This window comes from Elusimicrobiales bacterium (genome assembly GCA_041651175.1).
Lineage (GTDB): Bacteria > Elusimicrobiota > Elusimicrobia > Elusimicrobiales > Elusimicrobiaceae > JAQTYB01.
On sequence record JBAZJT010000009.1, the window covers coordinates 89,872 to 105,270 of the forward strand.

A 15,399-nucleotide genomic window follows, 5' to 3' on the forward strand; every position below is an offset into this window, starting at 1 on the left:
TAACATGATGGTGCTGGTAACTTATGATGTGGCTAAGGATGAAAAGGCCGGCGCAAGACGGCTGCGCCGTGTGGCAAAAGCCTGCCAGGATTACGGCCAACGTGTACAATTTTCGGTATTTGAGTGTGTGGTGGATCCGGCCGTTTGGGTAAAGCTCAAAAATCGTTTGATAGATGAGATAGACCCTGCAAAGGATAGCTTGCGTTTCTACTATATGGGTTCCAATTGGCAGCATAAAGTGGAACATGTCGGCGCTAAATGTTCCATGGATTTGGAAGGCCCGCTGATTTTATGAGCGGGTGCGAACCTGAAGTTGGGAGACATGGCCAGTGGGGTTCGCGGAAACAGTTTTGTATTGTTGCAAATCGCACGGTATGCGATGCGGCAAGAGCAATTTGACGGTGCATTGCCCAAATTCGCAGAAATTGCTGAAAATACACTTGCAGCATAAGCAGAATTCAGGTGTATGTGTCGCCCCCCATGCGGGGGCGTGGGTTGAAACCGCCGCAACGCGTGCCATGTCGCGTTTAACCGTGGTCGCCCCCCATGCGGGGGCGTGGGTTGAAACCGTAGGGACCGGGGGATTTATAGCACTGGGAGGTGGTCGCCCCCCATGCGGGGGCGTGGGTTGAAACGCGCTCCCGCGGGAAGTGCTGGCGGCGCGCTTACTGGGTGTCGCCCCCCATGCGGGGGCGTGGGTTGAAACGCGGCTATGACCAGTACGTCGGTGTTTGCCCCCGGTGTCGCCCCCCATGCGGGGGCGTGGGTTGAAACTGGTCCTCGTAATAATAAGCGCTATCCACGCCGGGTGTCGCCCCCCATGCGGGGGCGTGGGTTGAAACACTCAACCCGGATTCCGCGGATGGCTGGATAGCGAGTGTCGCCCCCCATGCGGGGGCGTGGGTTGAAACTGCTTATGGCCTGAAATAGACTGCGGGCTATTTCGTGTCGCCCCCCATGCGGGGGCGTGGGTTGAAACCAGTATCAGCAGATAAAAAATCTCGAGGAACAAAAGTGTCGCCCCCCATGCGGGGGCGTGGGTTGAAACTGGCACCTTGCCAGACGCTTCGCCCCCGAAGGCGGGTGTCGCCCCCCATGCGGGGGCGTGGGTTGAAACTGGCACCTTGCCAGACGCTTCGCCCCCGAAGGCGGGTGTCGCCCCCCATGCGGGGGCGTGGGTTGAAACTGCAAACTTGACTTTACACGCGCGGCGGACTACGGTCGCCCCCCATGCGGGGGCGTGGGTTGAAACCTGTTCCGCGTCGGGAAAAGCTATCTGGCGCGCATGTCGCCCCCCATGCGGGGGCGTGGGTTGAAACTCGTCGTAATACTGGCAGGCCAGATGTACCCTTGTGTCGCCCCCCATGCGGGGGCGTGGGTTGAAACGCTAGGCATTTTGCTCAGGCCGGTGTGCCGCTGTAGTTGCCCACCATGTCGGTATCTGCTTGTATGGAAAGGAGGCTGACCAAGGCAAACAAAAAAAATCCTGCAAGTTGTATAGCTGTTGACCGGATAGGCGGCTCATTTCCTCCCAACTTTTATGATATAGACCGTACCCGGCCTATGCGCAAACGCGTCCATAATTCGCAAGGGGGGGTGCCCCGCCATTTTGCGGGTATTTCCATATCCGGCCCGTCTGGAATCGGCACAGATGGCGTTTTTGCAACATATTCATTTTCTTCGCTCCGACGCGCGCGCGAACATGTGCCTTTTTACAGTTTTGCACGCGCGCGCGTTTAGGCATCGCGCGGTCTATAGTCAAAAAGCCGGGAGGAAATGACCCGCCTATAGGCTGGGGCAGTCGGTTTTGCGGGTTGGATGTCCTCAAATCCATAAGCCCCTTGCCGCTTTGCGGCTGCACATTATCTTTGGATTTGGTGTTCTCAAACGATGGTGTCCAAAAACCACCGTTAAGCAAGTTGGGAATACCGTGTCTGACCGGGTTTGACCGGGAAGACCGGGTATTTTCCACTGCGCGACTTCTTCAAAATACGGGGATATGAGGCTGGATGTGTAAAAGTAGGATAGTGGCGCAAACCCGGTCTTCCCGGTCAGTTGGTCCGCCACACAATACAAGTTAGCGGGTGGCTTACCGCCTCGAACCCGGTCATGGGCAGCATTTGCCGCCGGCCCCTGAATTTTGGAGAATCTTTAAACGCCAGCCGTTCAGGCCATCGTTTTGATGCGCGATTTCAAGTGAGGGTTTAGCAATGGGAACTGACAACCAATATCTATATTCGGTGACCACGGACTTTTTTATTTTCCTGCTTCACAATGCGTATCAGGAAGCGTTCAAGTGCTCGTATATAAAGGCCGGTTACCTGAATGCTTTGCTTGCGGATTTGGACTATACCGAAACCGGCAAATTCATTTCCATCCGATATACCGGCGCAGCCAAGGATTGCCGGTATCCGGCTTTGCGCAAAGGCAACGTTGTCCCGCTGACAAAGGATTTTCTCGCGCTGGCGGAAAACCCCGGCAAGGGCGGATTTTCGGCTTACGAATTACAACTGCGCGACCGGAAAGGTCTTGAAGCCTTTCTTGCGCGATACTTGCAGGCCTATGAAGCGGGGCAATGCCATTGTCGGGAGATAAACTATTTTCCCTACCAAACCGGCATGGATGTCATAGAAAGCCTGTTCGGCCCCAGCTATATACGCTTTGGCGCGACATTTTACGTCACCGCCAAACTGGAGCATGCTGATTTTGAGCAACACCGGCCTGCCATTTTGGCGCGTGAAGACCCGTTCCACTTGCTCCAAGAGTTCCGCGAGCGGCTCCGCCTGGGCGAGTTGCTGCTGAGCCTTGCCGGCAAAAGTTACATAAGCATTCAGGACGCTGATTACGACGAGGATAAGCCGGGGCTGTTGAATATTCTTGTGCGCTTTGAACGGAGTCCTCAGGAAATAAAAGATATTGAAGGCTACTGGCTGGCATATGGCGGCTTGCGCGTCAACGAAGCCGACGGTGTGGCGTTTTACAAGAACAACCGTTACCCATTCGCTTCCAACCGCACTTTGGAATTCAAGCTTTTGTGCCATCTGATAAAAAACCACGGCAAAAAACTTAGCATTACAAAAACCTACGACAGCCTTTCCGGCGGCGAGGAAACTTTCGGTACGGCTAAAGAGACCATCCAGTGCAAGAAATCGCGGATGAAAGATTACGTCAAGAACCTGCGCCATAACCTCGGAATCGCGGCTGATAAAACCCCCTCTGTAGACATCATGCTGACCGGCGAAAACGTGCTGCTTATAGCGACCCCTCCGGTACGCGCCTGAAATCCCCCGGGTAATTACATAAAACCCCTCCGCGAGGCGGTATTTTATCCCTCTCGGGACGGGCGGTAAACTTAATGGTGAAGCGTTACAGCTTGCGCCACTGAGTGTTTTTTCCATTGTCCTTGTGGCCCGCAAGCCCGGAGAGTGCGAGTTATGGCAGACACGGAAACTTTTTTTGCGGGTCATATAGAAGGAATCAAGCGCGGGCGGAACGGCCAGCGTTCCGGCAAATGCCCGTTCCATGACGACCGGCAGGCCTCGTTTTCTTTCAATGTGGAGGATGGGGTGTGGACCTGCCATGCCGGCTGCGGCAGCGGCGGGCTGAAAGAGTTTGCCCGAAAGCTCGGCTTGCCAGCTGAATCAATCCCGCATATTGCCAAAGTGCGGCATGAAATACTCGCCGCCTATGATTATAAGGACGAGCAAGGCGATTTGCTTTTCCAAATGGTTCGTTATGTGCCGAAGGATTTCCGGCAGCGCCGTCCGGATGGCAGCGGTGGTTGGATATGGAACCTTGAATGCGTGCGCCGTGTGCCTTATCGGTTGCCGGAGCTTATTGAAGCGATGGACCGCGACGAAACCGTATTCATCGTGGAAGGCGAGAAGGATGTGGAAACTTTGCGTTCGCATGGTTTCACCGCCACCTGCAACCCCGGTGGAGCCGGCAAATGGCGCGACGAATATAGCAGCTTCTTCACTGAGATGTACATCGCCGTTATCCCGGACAACGACGAGGTGGGACGAAAACATGCCCGGCAAATCTGCAAAAGTCTAGCCGGCATTGCCCGAAGCGTAAAGCTGGTGGAACTGCCGGGCGTTGCCAGGAAGGGCGAGGATGTATCAGATTGGATAAGCGCAGGGCATAGCGCAAAAGAATTGATAGCGCTGGCTTTGAACGCGCCTGAGTATTCCGCGCAAGCAGCGGAGGCAACCCAAACCGCAGAAGCAACCACCGGCAAACAACAACCCGACACAAATATTAAGCGTTTTTTCAGCGGCAAAGAATTCCTGCCAAACAGGCTGGCCGAAGAATTGCAGTCGGAGCATAGGTTTTTATCCACGCCGATTGACGATGCCGGACGCGGCGTGCGGCTGCTGGTGTATCGTGACGGTGTCTATGAATCCGGCGAATCGTCAGCCCGCAACATGGCGCACCGGTTCTTGCTGGACAGGTCAAAACCTGACAGATTGGAATCAGTCTGCGCGCTTATCCGCGAAAGCACAAAACAGCCTGAACCGGCGTTGAACACACATGTGCAGCGGCTTGTTTGTGTCGGCAACGGCATGGTGGATTGGCGGACGGATGAATTATTGCCGCACTCGCCGGATTATCATTGCACCTTCAAAATCAACGCCGATTATCTGCCTGATGCGCGCGACGCAATCGTGGGCAAGTTTCTGCAAGAGGTGTTTCCTCCGGACGCGCTTGTGCTTGCCGAGGAATTGCTGGGCTATCTTGTCCGGCCCACCACAAAGTTCCAAAAAGCGTTCATGCTGACGGGTTTCGGCGCGAACGGGAAAAGCACATTCCTTTCCGCGCTGATAAGTTTCCTGGGCGCTGAAAACGTGTCCCATGTCGGGTTGCAGGACTTCAGCGAAAACCGGTTTGCCTTGGCGGAATTGCAGGGCAAGTTGCTGAACTGTTACCCGGACTTGCCGTCGCGCGGGTTGGAGCAGAGCGACATATTCAAAGCCCTGGTATCCGGCGACACGATAAAAGCGGAGCGCAAACACGCGCATCCGTTTGTGTTGGCCACGACGGCAAGGCTTATATTCAGCGCCAATGAGTTGCCGCGCAGCAAGGACACCACCAACGCATTTTTCAGGCGTTGGCTTATCATCCCGTTCCCCAACACTTTTGAAGGCGTGCAGGCCGACAGAACGCTGGTGGAAAAACTCACCACACCGCAGGCGCGCGCCGCTTTGCTTGGATACGCGCTGCGCGGTTTGAGACGCCTTGAAGAACAGCAGGGGTTCAGCGATTGTGTCAGCGTGCGCGAAGCAGGAAATCGTTACCGCAAGGATTGCGACAGCGCGTTCCAGTTCGCTGAGGAGCGGCTTGAAAAAGCAGAAGGTCGTGAACTGGGCAAGGCCGTTGTCTATGAAGTTTACAAACAATGGTGCGAAGCGGAAGGTTTGCGTCCTGTAAGCGTCCGCAATTTTAACAAGCGGCTGGCGGACAGCATGAAGCTCGCGGAAGGGCGCGCAATGCTTGACAGGCAACGTCAGCGCGTTTGGATTGGCGTGTGGTGGTCAGATGAACAGCCGGTCGCGGTAGTCGGGCAAGCCGACGCAGATTTGCCGGAGGACGAACGCTATGCAGATTAACAGGATTCCAAACATGCCCATAACGCTGGAAGAACGAATGGACGCGCTGGCGGAAGCCTTTGCTGAAGGCTTTATATACCTCGCCGAGCATGATTTGCTGGGCGAATTCGCCGATAATATGCTGCCTGAAGCGGGTTCACAAAACCCTTGATGTTCGGCGGGAATGACTGTACCCTTCATGGTGGAGGATAATTATATGACAGCTGACAAAATCGCGGAAACTAAAAAGATTAAGCTGATTGCGGTTTACACGCGCAAATCCAACGACGAGAACCTTGGCAACAATGTCACATCGCTGGACAGCCAGAAATCCTGCTGCCGGAGCTACATCAACATTCAGCAGGCAAACGGGTGGCAGGAATATCCTGAAGTGTTTGACGACCCCGCCGAGTCCGGCAAGAGCCTGAAACGCCCGGCCATGCAACGGCTTCTTAAAATCATCGGCGAAGGCAAGATAGACGGCGTGATCGTCTACAAGCTGGACCGGCTTACGCGCAACAGCAAGGATTTTCATTATTTGCTGGAGCTTTTTGAAAAGCATAATGTCGCGTTTATCTCGGCGACGGAGAGCATAGACACCAAAAGCCCTCAGGGTCGGCTTATGACGGCGATTATGGTGCAATTCGCGCAGTATGACCGCGAGTTGGACCAAGAGCGCTCAAAGGATTTCCACCTGTCGCGGGCGAAGAAAGGCTTGTGGTGCGGCGGGTTGCCGCCGTTGGGCTATGACGCGAAAGATAAGCTGCTGGTGGTGAACGAGAAAGAAGCCGAACTGGTGCGTCGCATCTTTGCGCTCTATATCCAACACCAATCCACAATCCGCGTCGCAGAGGAATTGAACCGACTGGGCTTTCGGCGCAAAGCATACCAGACGCTGACGGGTAAACCCTATGGCGGGCAGCCGTTTGATATGGACGGCGTGTTGCGTGTGCTTCAGCGCAAAGTCTATACCGGCATTGTCCGCAACGAGCGGACCGGACAGGAATTCCCCGGACAACACACGCCCATAATCGAAACAGCGCAATTTGAATATGTCCAGAAATTACTAGCATCGCGCAACCATCGCGGCGGGGAAGTGCATTATGCCGCCAACAAATACGGCTTTCTGCTCAAAGGCATGATTCGCTGCGGCGAATGCGGCAGCGCGGTAACGCCGTATATCCGGCCTAAAAAGGACAAGGTTTACCTGTATTACAAATGCCTCGGACAAAAAACGAACTTGGGCGACAAATGCGCGTTCACAAGCATTGGCGCGCGGAAGTTAGAGGAATTCATCATTGAAAAGCTGGCGGCTATCGGCTGGGACAGGCCATTTCTGGAGGATGTGCTGGCCAAGGCGCAAAAGTTGACAAAAGCGAGCATCGGCCCATTGGAAGCCGAGAAGCGGAAATTACAGGAGCATTTGAACGGTTTGCAGACGCAGATACAAGGGCTTGTGGAAATGGCAAAGTCAGGCGGCGCGACGAAACAGACAGCCGACGAGCTTGCGCGGCTGGAAAGCGCAAAGGTTGAGATTACGGCGCGAATCGCGCAACTGGAAGCCATCATAGCGCACCGCCAACGAGCGGTTTACGATGTGGACGCAGTGCAGGGCGTATTCAAGCGATTCGCGCTGTTTATCAACCGGATTCCGCTGGAACATAAGATGCGGATTATCAGGCTTTTGGTGGAGCGGGTGATTATATCCACAAACCGCATTGAGGTGCGCCTGCGGGAGCTTCCCGTCGGGGATTTGCAGAAAGCGCTGGATAAACGGCTGTTATCCGGCGATATGCGGGAAGTATTTAGGGGGGACGGTTTTGCAGAACGGCGGGGGCCAAATGCCACTGCAAACAAAAACTGCCACCGGAGTTCGGTAGCAGAATTTGGTCAAGACTGGCGGGGACGACGGGATTTGAACCCGCGGTCTCTGCCTTGACAGGGCAGCGTGTTAACCAAGCTACACCACGTCCCCACGACGTGCTTTCTATTTTAGCTGAATTGACGGGCAAGTGCAACCTCCGCGCATGCACATGCCAGTCTAAACGACGGAGGCAGGCGGCGCGGCGGGCGGAACATCGGGCGCGGCGGCCTGAGGCGGCGGGCAGCGCCGGGTTCCGAATCTGGTCAGCCAGACCGAGCCAAGCCCCGACATCACGCCGAAAGCCACCACAAAAAGCGCGGGCAGCGTCAGCAGCCAGCCCATAACGGGAATGATATGCCCCAGCAGCATGGCTGCCACTATCAGAGAATACCCCGCCGCCACCCGGGCGGCCAGCCTGCCGGGGACCGGCCTGCCGATGCCGTCAAAAAACCTGCGCGACAGCACGTCCATGAAAGCCGCCGCGCCCAGTATCTTGGCCGCAACCAGAACAAGCAGCGCCAGCGGAATAAGCGGTATCCCCAATATGGACACCAGCAGCCCCAGCAGACAGGGGAAAACCGCCAGCACAATCAGAAGCCCGGCGCCGGACGCCTTCCAGAAATCGGCGCGCAGGGCTTGCGACGCGGCCTCAACATTTTTGGGGAAAAATACCGGCGCGATAAGCATAAGCAGCAGCATCGCCGACGCCGCCGCAATAAATACCACAAGCCCCATCCCGAAGGCTCCCAGCAGCGCGATTTTGCCGAGCGGATTGCCTTCCATGCCGCGCAACCGCGCCATATGCGGCAGCAGCCGGCGCAGCAGCTTCAAATCAGCCTGGTCAATATCGCCCTTGAGCCGCACTCCGCCCGATTTTTCCACGCGCCCGCCCAGCGCGGAAACGTCCCCGCTCACCGTGGCAGAAGACAGCATGGTTACTCCGCCGCCCAGGGAGGAGATGTCGCCTCCGGCGGAACCGCTCAGTTCCACCGGCGCGCCGAAAGCGGTTATATCGCCGTCCACCGTCCCCGACACCGACACCGGCCCGCCCATGGAAACCAGGTCTCCCGTTATCCTGCCGGAGGGCGACACCGTAACCGGCCCGCCCAGCGCGGCGCAATCGCCATCCAGCACTCCGTCAACCTGCACTGATTTGTCGGTGGTTATGTCCCCGTGCGCGGTCTGCCCCTGGGCTATGACTACGGGCTCATGGCTTATTTTGCCCGAATGATGGCTGTGCCAGCCCCAGGCCCGGCAGGGCGCCGCCGCAAGCAGCAGCGCGGCCAGAATCATGTTCATTTTCATACACTTGCTCCTTTGTGATGTTGTTTTGAGAGGGCGGCTATCGCCGCCGCCGCCACCAGCGCCGCCACAATAAGCCGCGCGGCGCAGCCGGCGGCGTCAAAACCGCACAGGCATAACTTGAGCGCGGTTCCGGCCAGGCCTGCGGCATGGCCGGCAAAAGCCAGGGTGTCAACCGCCAGCAGCTTCAGCCGGGCGGATAATACGCCCGGAGCGGCCAGCTCCGCCATAAGCCCGGGGCGCGAGGCGGCCAGCTTCGCCACCCAGTAAACCGCCAGCGCAAGCCAGCAGGCGGAGGCCGAGACGGATATTTCTTCCGCCAGCATAATCCAGCCCGGAAATGCGCTGCGCCGCGCCGCCAGCCCAAGCCGCCGCAGCACCTTCGCGTTGAAATCCGGCGAGGGGGCGCGCTCCGGCAGCGCTTTCATAAGGGTTATTATGTCCCGGTCTCCGCTCATATCAAGTGATACGTCCTCCCGTCCCGGCGGGTTGCATTTTTTTCATCAGCAACGCACGCGCCCGGAACAGCCGGGCTTTGACAGTCCCCTCCGGCACACCCAGAACGGCGGCGATTTCGGAGCAGCCCATCCCCTCCCGGTATTGCAGCAGCAGCGCCTCCCGGTACAGCGGCGGCAGGCGGGCAAGCAGCGCCTCGGCCTCTTCATGCTCAAAATTCCGGGCCGCCGCCGCTTCCGTGGAGGAGGAGGGATCCTCTATTTCAAGCGGGCGCTCCTCATCATCCAGCGACAGCTGTTCCGGCCTTTTTTTCCGCAAATGGTCCATGCAGCAGTTATGCGCTATCGCAAACAGCCAGGTCATGAAAGGCCGCCGCCTGTCATAAGAGGCCAGATTGGCGAAAACCTTCAGGAAAACAGTCTGGGCAATATCCTCGGCGTCCTCCGGAGCGGCGGCAAAGCGCAGTATGAAGCTGAAAATCCGGTTTTTGTGAATATTCAGCAATTCCTCATACGCGGCTTCATCGCCCCGAAGGCAGTTATCCAGCACCCTTTCATCCATCATTAAATATACGGCTCCCGTTCACTTGCGGTTGCGCTTTGTGTATAATCTAGGATACTATATGCGAACACCGGGGGCACTATGTCCGAAGTCAAACGAAAAATAGCGGTGGTAGACGACCATCCGATGATGCGCAGCGCGCTGGCCGACATGATCAAGGCCAAGACCAGCCATATATTCGCCGGAGAGGCCTGCAACCTCTCCCAGGCCAGGGCGCTGATAAAAAAGACTTCCCCCGACGTGGTCATCCTGGACATTTCCATGCCGGACGGCAGCGGGCTGGAGCTTGTGCGCGAGCTTAAGGCCATGCTGCCCCGCACCAGCTTTCTGGTGTTTTCCATGCACGACGAGCAGACCTACGCCGCCCGCGCGCTGCGCGCCGGCGCCAGCGGCTATGTGATGAAGACCGAGCCGTTCGACACCGTGCTTGTCGCCATAGACAGGGTGCTGGCCGGGGAGATTTTCATAAAGGAAGAGCTTAAAAACGACGTTCTGGTCAGCCTGCTGGATTCTGGCGATTCAAGCCGCACGCCGGACAAAAGGCTCTCCGACCGGGAAATTGAGATTTTCCGCGCAATGGGGCGCGGGCGCACGACACGGGAAATAGCGGAAAGTTTCAACCTCAGCGTGAAAACGGTGCAGGCATACCGGGAACGTATCAAGGCCAAGCTGGGCATAGCCAACGCAACCGAGCTTATACAGCGCGCCGTCCAGTGGATTCAGGAAAGCGAACAGCCGGACAAGTTGTAGGGCTTTTCCCTTAAAACCGCGGGCGATTTCCTACAAAAAATTCAGTTTTTTCCCGATTACGGGAAATCGTCCGCCGCAGTATCCTATCGGAGGGGATAAACGGAGGCAGGCTATGATGTTTCCAGACTACGGCAAGAAGCGGCGCTACGCGCGGCTGAACCCTTCCTATGTGGCGTCCTGCGCCAAGACACGCCAGGGCTCCATGAACGAGGAAGAGCGCCGGCATGCGGCCTCCGCGCACGGGCGCAGCGGCGGTTTCGTATTCGCCAGCAAAGAGCTGTTCGGAATTGGCGATATACTCCGCCTCGAGCTGCGCATCCCCGGCTGGGCCAAATTCCTAGCGTCGCAGCCGCGCATGGCCAAGCCGCAGGAAGACGACAAGCTGGAAGTGCTGGGCAAGGTGACTCTGGTGGAAATGACGCTTGAGGACGACTACGACATAGGGGTCTGTTTTGTGAATCTGGACAGCGGCAGGCGCGAGCTGTTGCTGCGCCACCTGATAGCCGGAATGCACGCGGCACTGGGGCCGGCGCAGGCGTCTTTGGCGAAAAGAGGACGAAAACCCCTGTAATAAAAATTGTCCGCGCGCCATGCGCGGGCGAAAAAAGGCGGATGCCGGAACCTATCCCCCTCCGGCGTCCGCCCCTGTGTGTGCAAATTCTCCGCAATTGGATTTCGGAAAACGGGTGTATCAGCGCGCGAAAGCCGCCAGCAGGAAGAACACGCCGGCGAGCAGAAGGAACACGCCTATCTTCCTGCGCTCCAGCGCGATGTAGGAATCATTCAGAACGGTGTTTTTTATGAGGGTGTTTATGCGCGAGACGACATCCGGTCTCGCCAGATAGCAATAACCCAGCGCGATAAGCAAAAATCCCAGAACGATTTCGGTAATCATTTAGGCTTGCCCCCGTCCGGCGCGCGGTTGTGCCTGTTCATCGCCGCCTCCACGCCGTTCTCCACTATCTCCAGCGCGGCTTTGGCCGCCTCGTCCAGCATCTGCGAAAGCGGCTCCCGCTCGGTTTCCGAAAAACGCTCCAGCACGAAGGCGGCACCCTCCATCCACGCGGGGCGGGGGCCTATGCCCATGCGCAGCCGCGGGAAATCCATGCCGCCCAGATGGGCGATGACGCTTTTGACCCCGTTATGCCCGCCGCTGGAGCCGCCGCCGCGTATCCGTATCCGGCCCAGCTCCAGCGCGATATCGTCGCAGCAGACCAGCACGTCCCCGCGCGCCGCCCCGTGATAATCCGCGAAGGCGCGGACCATCACGCCCGAATCATTCATAAACGTCTGCGGCTTCACAAGCCAGAATTTCCTTCCGGCGTGTTCGCCGCGCGCGCACTGGCCCATGCCCCGCCAGGACTGCCATCCCTCCGCGCCCGCGCGCCGCGCCACCTCGTCGGCCAGCATGAAGCCGGCGTTGTGGCGCGTGCGCGCGTAGCGCGGGCCGGGATTTCCAAGCCCTGCGATAACCAGCGCGCCGCCGGACAACTATTTCTTCTCCGGCTTGGCCGGCGCCGCTTTCGCGGCGGGGGCCTTGGCGTCCTTGCCTGCGGGGGCCGCGGCTTTGCCGTCCTTGCCCGCCGCCGGGGCCGCGCCTTCGGCGCCTTCCTCTTCCTTCTTGCCCTTGGCGATAACTTCCGGCTCCGCCGCGCCGCCTTCCGCAGCCGCGGCCTCTTCCACCACCTCTTCCTTGGGTATGACGAGGTGGACAACCAGAGTCGTCGGCTCGCCCAGGGATTCCACGCCGGGCGGCAGCTGCAGGTCCGCCACGGTAACCGCCTGGTTAAGCACCAGATTGGCAACATCCACGGCGATTTCGGACGGGATGTCCGCGGGCAGGCAGCGCACGTCAAGCTCGCGCAACGCATGTTCCATAAGCGCGCCGGTCTCCTTCATCACCTTGCTGTCGCCGTGCAGCCGTATGGGCACGGTTATTTCCAGCTTCTTCTTCATGGAGATGCGCAGGAAATCCACATGCACCGGATCAAGCGTGATCACATGGCCCTGAATCTGCTTGATGATAACCTTGTCAGTCCAGTCTTCGGCGGACAGGTTTATTATGGAATTGCTGCCGGACTTCTGGAGCCGCTGCAAATCCTTTTCCGCAACCGAGATGGTTACCGGCGGCTTCTCGCCGCCGTAGACCACGCCGGGAATTTTCTTATCGCGCCGCAGGGAGCTTAAGAGCCCCTTGCCGCCCGTTTTCTGGCGGAGCTGCGCGGTTATGCTTAGTTCTTGCATACTTCCTCCTGTTAATCAAAAAGTTCGCTTATGGACAGCCCGTTATGGTTGCGCTGTATCGCCTCCGCCAGTATTTTGGCGGCGGACAACACCTTTATTTTCCTGCTGCCGTTGACGCGGGGCGGCAGGGTGTCGGTTATCAGCATAAGCTCTATGACGGAACGGTTGATTTTTTCCACCGCGTTGGCAGACAGCACCCCGTGCGTGCAGGCCGCTATCACCCGCGCCGCGCCGCATTTCTTGACGGCGTTGGCCACGGCCACCAACGTGCCGGCGGTGTCCACGATATCATCCACGATAATCGCGGTGGTGTCGGACACGTCGCCGATGACATTGTAGACGTGCGCCTCGTTGGGGCGGGGGCGGCGTTTGTCTATGATGACAAGGCCGGCGTTCAGCTTCTTGGCCGTCTGCCGCGCGCGCTCCACCCCGCCCACGTCCGGCGAGACCACAACCGGATTCTTGTAGTTCTGCTTCCTGAAATACTCCACGAAAGCCGGCGCCGCCTGAAGATGGTCCACCGGAATGTCGAAAAATCCCTGTATCTGGCCCGCGTGCAGGTCTATGGCCATGACGCGGTGGGCGCCGGCGACGGTAAGCAGATCCGCCACCAGCTTGGCGGTGATGGGAACGCGGGGACAGGTTTTGCGGTCCGCCCGGCCGTAGCCGTAATAGGGAATCACAGCGTTGATGCGGCCCGCGCTGGCGCGCTTGAGCGCATCTATCATTATCAACAGTTCCATCGTGTTGTGATTCACCGGGGGGCAGGACGGCTCTATCACATAACAATCGCAGCCGCGCACATTCTCAAGAATCTGGACATTGGTTTCTCCGTCGGCAAACCGCTCCACGCGGATTTCGCCCAGCCGGGTTTTGAGCGCCTTGGCGATGTCCGCCGCCAGGGGCAGGTTAGCATTGCCGGAAAACAGCTTCAGGGAGCCGATTCTGCGCAGTTCCACGGGTTCACCTCGCCTTTGCCGGAGTTTTCTGCTTGACTATCTGGCGGGCGCGGGCTATGGCCAGCGCGTCCGCGGGGACATCCTCGGTTATGGTGGAGCCGGCGCCTATTTTCGCGCCCCGCCCCACCTCAACCGGCGCGACGAGGTTTACGTTGGAGCCTATGAAAGCCCCGTCGCCTATAACCGTTCTGTGCTTTTTTACGCCGTCGTAATTGCAGGTGATGGTTCCAGCGCCGATGTTGACGCGCGCGCCAATCTCGGCGTCGCCCACATAGCTCAGGTGCGGGACCTTGGAGCCTTCGCCTATTTTCGCGGCCTTAAGCTCGCAGAAATTTCCGGCCTTTGCGTTGGCCTCCAGCCGGCAGCCGGGCCGTATGCGCGCGTACGGGCCGATAGTGCAGCCGCGGGCCAACTCGCTTTCATACACCAGGGAGCCGGAGAGTATTTTGCACCCCTCGCCCGCGCGGGAGTCTTTTATGACGGCGAAAGGGCCTATCTCGCAGCCTTTTCCGATGACAGTGTCGCCGTAAATATGGGTGCCGGGGTAAATGACGGTGTCGGCGCCGACGGAAACGGAGTCGTCTATGCAGACCGCGCCCGGATCGTAGATAGTAACGCCGCAGTCCATCAGCTCGTCCGCTTTGCGGGCGCGCAGCAGCTTGTCCGCGTCCGCCAGCTGCCGGCGGGAGTTTATGCCCATCGTCTCCGTATAATCGGCGGCGCGGCTGGCGCGGACCCTGCCGCCGGAGGCGGCAATAAGCTCCACCGCGTCGGTAAGATAGTATTCGTTCTTGGGCGGGTTGGGCCGGAGCTTTGGCAGCGCGGCCAGCAGCGCGGCGGATTCAAAAAGGTAAATGCCGGAATTTATCTCGGTAATGGCGGCTATTTCAGGGGAGGCGTTCGCCTCTTCCACGATTTTCTCTACGTCTCCGTTTTGTTTGCGGACAATTCTGCCGTAGCCGCCGGGGTCGGGCACGTCCGCCGAAAGCACCACAACGGAGCCGCCCAATCCCGCCATCCCGGACAGCGAGGCCGGGCGCAGAAGCGGCGCGTCGCCGCAGAGTATCAGCACCCGGGAGAATTTTTTTATGAAGGCCCGCGCCTCTTTTACGGCCGTGCCGCTGCCGGTAAGCTCTTTCTGCTCTATAATCTCGCAGCCGGATTTAACGCCCCACTTCGCGGCGTTGGCGGCAATCTCCGCCCGCACCAGTTGCGCCTTGTGTCCGGCCACCACGCACATGCCGGCGGGGGACAATGCGTCCGCCGCGCGCATCACGTGCGCGAGAAGCGGCCTGCCGCCCGCCTGATGCAGCACTTTGGGCAGCTCGGACTTCATGCGGGTGCCAAGCCCCGCGGCCAGTATCAAAACACCGGTATCGTCAAAACGTTTTTTTGCCATAGCAATTCGGAAAACAAAACAACCCCGCGCGGCAACGCCGCGCGCGGACGCCGGGCCTGTTCCGGGACAACAGCCGGTTGGCGCAGAATACGCAGGCTCCCGGCAGGCTCATATGATTGTACCAAAAAGGCCAGACGGAAAACCCTGTTAGAATTATCCAATGCAAGATGAGCCTGAAGGAATGCTCGTTTCCAACACAAGATGAGCCTGAACCGCGCTGAAATCGTCCGTTTGCGCTCCGTCGTTCGTAAACTAAGCCATGACGCTGGAAATGGA

General features: G+C 58.3%; 18 protein-coding genes, 1 tRNA gene and 1 CRISPR repeat array. Of the genes, 6 read left to right on the forward strand and 13 right to left on the reverse strand.

The genetic code is table 11. From position 1 onward, the window contains the following. Positions 1 to 4 precede the first annotated feature (4 nt). The 4 genes from cas2 to WC421_06730 all read left to right on the forward strand — a co-directional run bounded on the left by cas2 (position 5) and on the right by WC421_06730 (position 5,760). Positions 5 to 295: a CRISPR-associated endonuclease Cas2 gene (gene cas2 / locus WC421_06715; protein MFA5161922.1), complete on the forward strand. Its 291-nt coding sequence runs from the start codon at positions 5 to 7 to the stop codon at positions 293 to 295. A 174-nt stretch (positions 296 to 469) separates the two neighbouring features. After that, positions 470 to 1,386: direct repeats of the CRISPR family, unit length 32 nt; unit sequence GTCGCCCCCCATGCGGGGGCGTGGGTTGAAAC. Positions 1,387 to 2,210: 824 nt separating this feature from the next. Continuing rightward, positions 2,211 to 3,281: a hypothetical protein gene (locus tag WC421_06720; GenBank protein ID MFA5161923.1), complete on the forward strand. Its 1,071-nt coding sequence runs from the start codon at positions 2,211 to 2,213 to the stop codon at positions 3,279 to 3,281. Between the two features lie 153 nt (positions 3,282 to 3,434). Beyond that, entirely contained in the window at positions 3,435 to 5,609 is a 2,175-nt protein-coding gene (locus WC421_06725; GenBank protein MFA5161924.1) for a phage/plasmid primase, P4 family, read from the forward strand. Positions 5,610 to 5,622: 13 nt separating this feature from the next. Then, positions 5,623 to 5,760 (forward strand): hypothetical protein, encoded by a 138-nt coding sequence (locus WC421_06730; GenBank protein MFA5161925.1) that lies wholly within the window; start codon positions 5,623 to 5,625, stop codon positions 5,758 to 5,760. Here WC421_06730 and WC421_06735 read toward each other — a convergent pair. The 7 genes from WC421_06735 to WC421_06765 form a co-directional block, all read right to left on the reverse strand. Further along, positions 5,746 to 6,150, reverse strand: coding sequence for a hypothetical protein (locus WC421_06735; protein ID MFA5161926.1), 405 nt, complete (start codon positions 6,148 to 6,150; stop codon positions 5,746 to 5,748). The genes WC421_06730 and WC421_06735 overlap by 15 nt on opposite strands. A 117-nt stretch (positions 6,151 to 6,267) precedes the next feature. After that, entirely contained in the window at positions 6,268 to 6,609 is a 342-nt protein-coding gene (locus WC421_06740) for a hypothetical protein (GenBank protein MFA5161927.1), read from the reverse strand. 450 nt (positions 6,610 to 7,059) lie between these two features. After that, on the reverse strand, positions 7,060 to 7,251 hold the full coding sequence (locus WC421_06745; protein ID MFA5161928.1) for a hypothetical protein: 192 nt from the start codon (positions 7,249 to 7,251) through the stop codon (positions 7,060 to 7,062). 234 nt (positions 7,252 to 7,485) lie between these two features. Further along, positions 7,486 to 7,563: transfer RNA gene (locus WC421_06750), tRNA-Asp, on the reverse strand. Positions 7,564 to 7,629: 66 nt separating this feature from the next. Then, positions 7,630 to 8,757: a polymer-forming cytoskeletal protein gene (locus tag WC421_06755; protein MFA5161929.1), complete on the reverse strand. Its 1,128-nt coding sequence runs from the start codon at positions 8,755 to 8,757 to the stop codon at positions 7,630 to 7,632. Next, a complete protein-coding gene (locus tag WC421_06760) occupies positions 8,754 to 9,212 on the reverse strand; it encodes a hypothetical protein (GenBank protein MFA5161930.1) in 459 nt (152 codons plus the stop codon). Before WC421_06760 ends, WC421_06755 begins: the two co-directional genes overlap by 4 nt. 1 nt (position 9,213) lies before the next feature. Beyond that, the gene (locus WC421_06765) at positions 9,214 to 9,774 is read right to left on the reverse strand and encodes an RNA polymerase sigma factor (protein MFA5161931.1); all 561 of its coding nucleotides are present in this window, start codon (positions 9,772 to 9,774) and stop codon (positions 9,214 to 9,216) included. 78 nt (positions 9,775 to 9,852) lie between these two features. Between WC421_06765 and WC421_06770 the strand changes: the two genes are divergently transcribed. Continuing rightward, positions 9,853 to 10,521, forward strand: coding sequence for a response regulator transcription factor (locus tag WC421_06770; GenBank protein ID MFA5161932.1), 669 nt, complete (start codon positions 9,853 to 9,855; stop codon positions 10,519 to 10,521). A 112-nt stretch (positions 10,522 to 10,633) separates the two neighbouring features. Next, a complete protein-coding gene (locus WC421_06775) occupies positions 10,634 to 11,092 on the forward strand; it encodes a hypothetical protein (GenBank protein ID MFA5161933.1) in 459 nt (152 codons plus the stop codon). Between the two features lie 120 nt (positions 11,093 to 11,212). Here WC421_06775 and WC421_06780 read toward each other — a convergent pair whose 3' ends face one another. The 6 genes from WC421_06780 to WC421_06805 form a co-directional block, all read right to left on the reverse strand. Continuing rightward, the gene (locus WC421_06780) at positions 11,213 to 11,416 is read right to left on the reverse strand and encodes a hypothetical protein (GenBank protein MFA5161934.1); all 204 of its coding nucleotides are present in this window, start codon (positions 11,414 to 11,416) and stop codon (positions 11,213 to 11,215) included. After that, positions 11,413 to 12,012 carry an aminoacyl-tRNA hydrolase gene (gene pth / locus WC421_06785; GenBank protein ID MFA5161935.1) on the reverse strand — a complete coding sequence of 200 codons (600 nt, stop codon included), beginning with the start codon at positions 12,010 to 12,012 and terminating at the stop codon, positions 11,413 to 11,415. Before pth ends, WC421_06780 begins: the two co-directional genes overlap by 4 nt. After that, complete coding sequence (locus WC421_06790; protein ID MFA5161936.1) at positions 12,013 to 12,765, reverse strand: 50S ribosomal protein L25; 753 nt, start codon at positions 12,763 to 12,765, stop codon at positions 12,013 to 12,015. It abuts the gene before it with no gap. An 11-nt stretch (positions 12,766 to 12,776) separates the two neighbouring features. Then, complete coding sequence (locus WC421_06795; GenBank protein MFA5161937.1) at positions 12,777 to 13,724, reverse strand: ribose-phosphate pyrophosphokinase; 948 nt, start codon at positions 13,722 to 13,724, stop codon at positions 12,777 to 12,779. A gap of 4 nt (positions 13,725 to 13,728) precedes the next feature. Then, positions 13,729 to 15,123: a bifunctional UDP-N-acetylglucosamine diphosphorylase/glucosamine-1-phosphate N-acetyltransferase GlmU gene (gene glmU / locus WC421_06800; GenBank protein ID MFA5161938.1), complete on the reverse strand. Its 1,395-nt coding sequence runs from the start codon at positions 15,121 to 15,123 to the stop codon at positions 13,729 to 13,731. Further along, positions 15,087 to 15,399: hypothetical protein (locus WC421_06805; GenBank protein ID MFA5161939.1), on the reverse strand; the 313-nt coding region annotated here is incomplete at its 5' end. The genes WC421_06805 and glmU, both read right to left, overlap by 37 nt.

What these genes read in the sequence shown, in the direction of transcription:
- WC421_06755 (MFA5161929.1), bottom strand. Translation starts at nt 8,757, where the DNA reads ATGAAAATGAACATGATTCTGGCCGCGCTGCTGCTTGCGGCGGCGCCC.
- WC421_06720 (MFA5161923.1), top strand. Translation starts at nt 2,211, where the DNA reads ATGGGAACTGACAACCAATATCTATATTCGGTGACCACGGACTTTTTT.
- WC421_06790 (MFA5161936.1), bottom strand. Translation starts at nt 12,765, where the DNA reads ATGCAAGAACTAAGCATAACCGCGCAGCTCCGCCAGAAAACGGGCGGC.
- WC421_06730 (MFA5161925.1), top strand. Translation starts at nt 5,623, where the DNA reads ATGCCCATAACGCTGGAAGAACGAATGGACGCGCTGGCGGAAGCCTTT.
- glmU (MFA5161938.1), bottom strand. Translation starts at nt 15,123, where the DNA reads ATGGCAAAAAAACGTTTTGACGATACCGGTGTTTTGATACTGGCCGCG.
- WC421_06735 (MFA5161926.1), bottom strand. Translation starts at nt 6,150, where the DNA reads ATGCTTTTCAAAAAGCTCCAGCAAATAATGAAAATCCTTGCTGTTGCG.
- WC421_06760 (MFA5161930.1), bottom strand. Translation starts at nt 9,212, where the DNA reads ATGAGCGGAGACCGGGACATAATAACCCTTATGAAAGCGCTGCCGGAG.
- WC421_06765 (MFA5161931.1), bottom strand. Translation starts at nt 9,774, where the DNA reads ATGATGGATGAAAGGGTGCTGGATAACTGCCTTCGGGGCGATGAAGCC.
- WC421_06745 (MFA5161928.1), bottom strand. Translation starts at nt 7,251, where the DNA reads ATGTTCCAGCGGAATCCGGTTGATAAACAGCGCGAATCGCTTGAATAC.
- WC421_06725 (MFA5161924.1), top strand. Translation starts at nt 3,435, where the DNA reads ATGGCAGACACGGAAACTTTTTTTGCGGGTCATATAGAAGGAATCAAG.
- WC421_06780 (MFA5161934.1), bottom strand. Translation starts at nt 11,416, where the DNA reads ATGATTACCGAAATCGTTCTGGGATTTTTGCTTATCGCGCTGGGTTAT.
- WC421_06775 (MFA5161933.1), top strand. Translation starts at nt 10,634, where the DNA reads ATGATGTTTCCAGACTACGGCAAGAAGCGGCGCTACGCGCGGCTGAAC.
- cas2 (MFA5161922.1), top strand. Translation starts at nt 5, where the DNA reads ATGATGGTGCTGGTAACTTATGATGTGGCTAAGGATGAAAAGGCCGGC.
- WC421_06770 (MFA5161932.1), top strand. Translation starts at nt 9,853, where the DNA reads ATGTCCGAAGTCAAACGAAAAATAGCGGTGGTAGACGACCATCCGATG.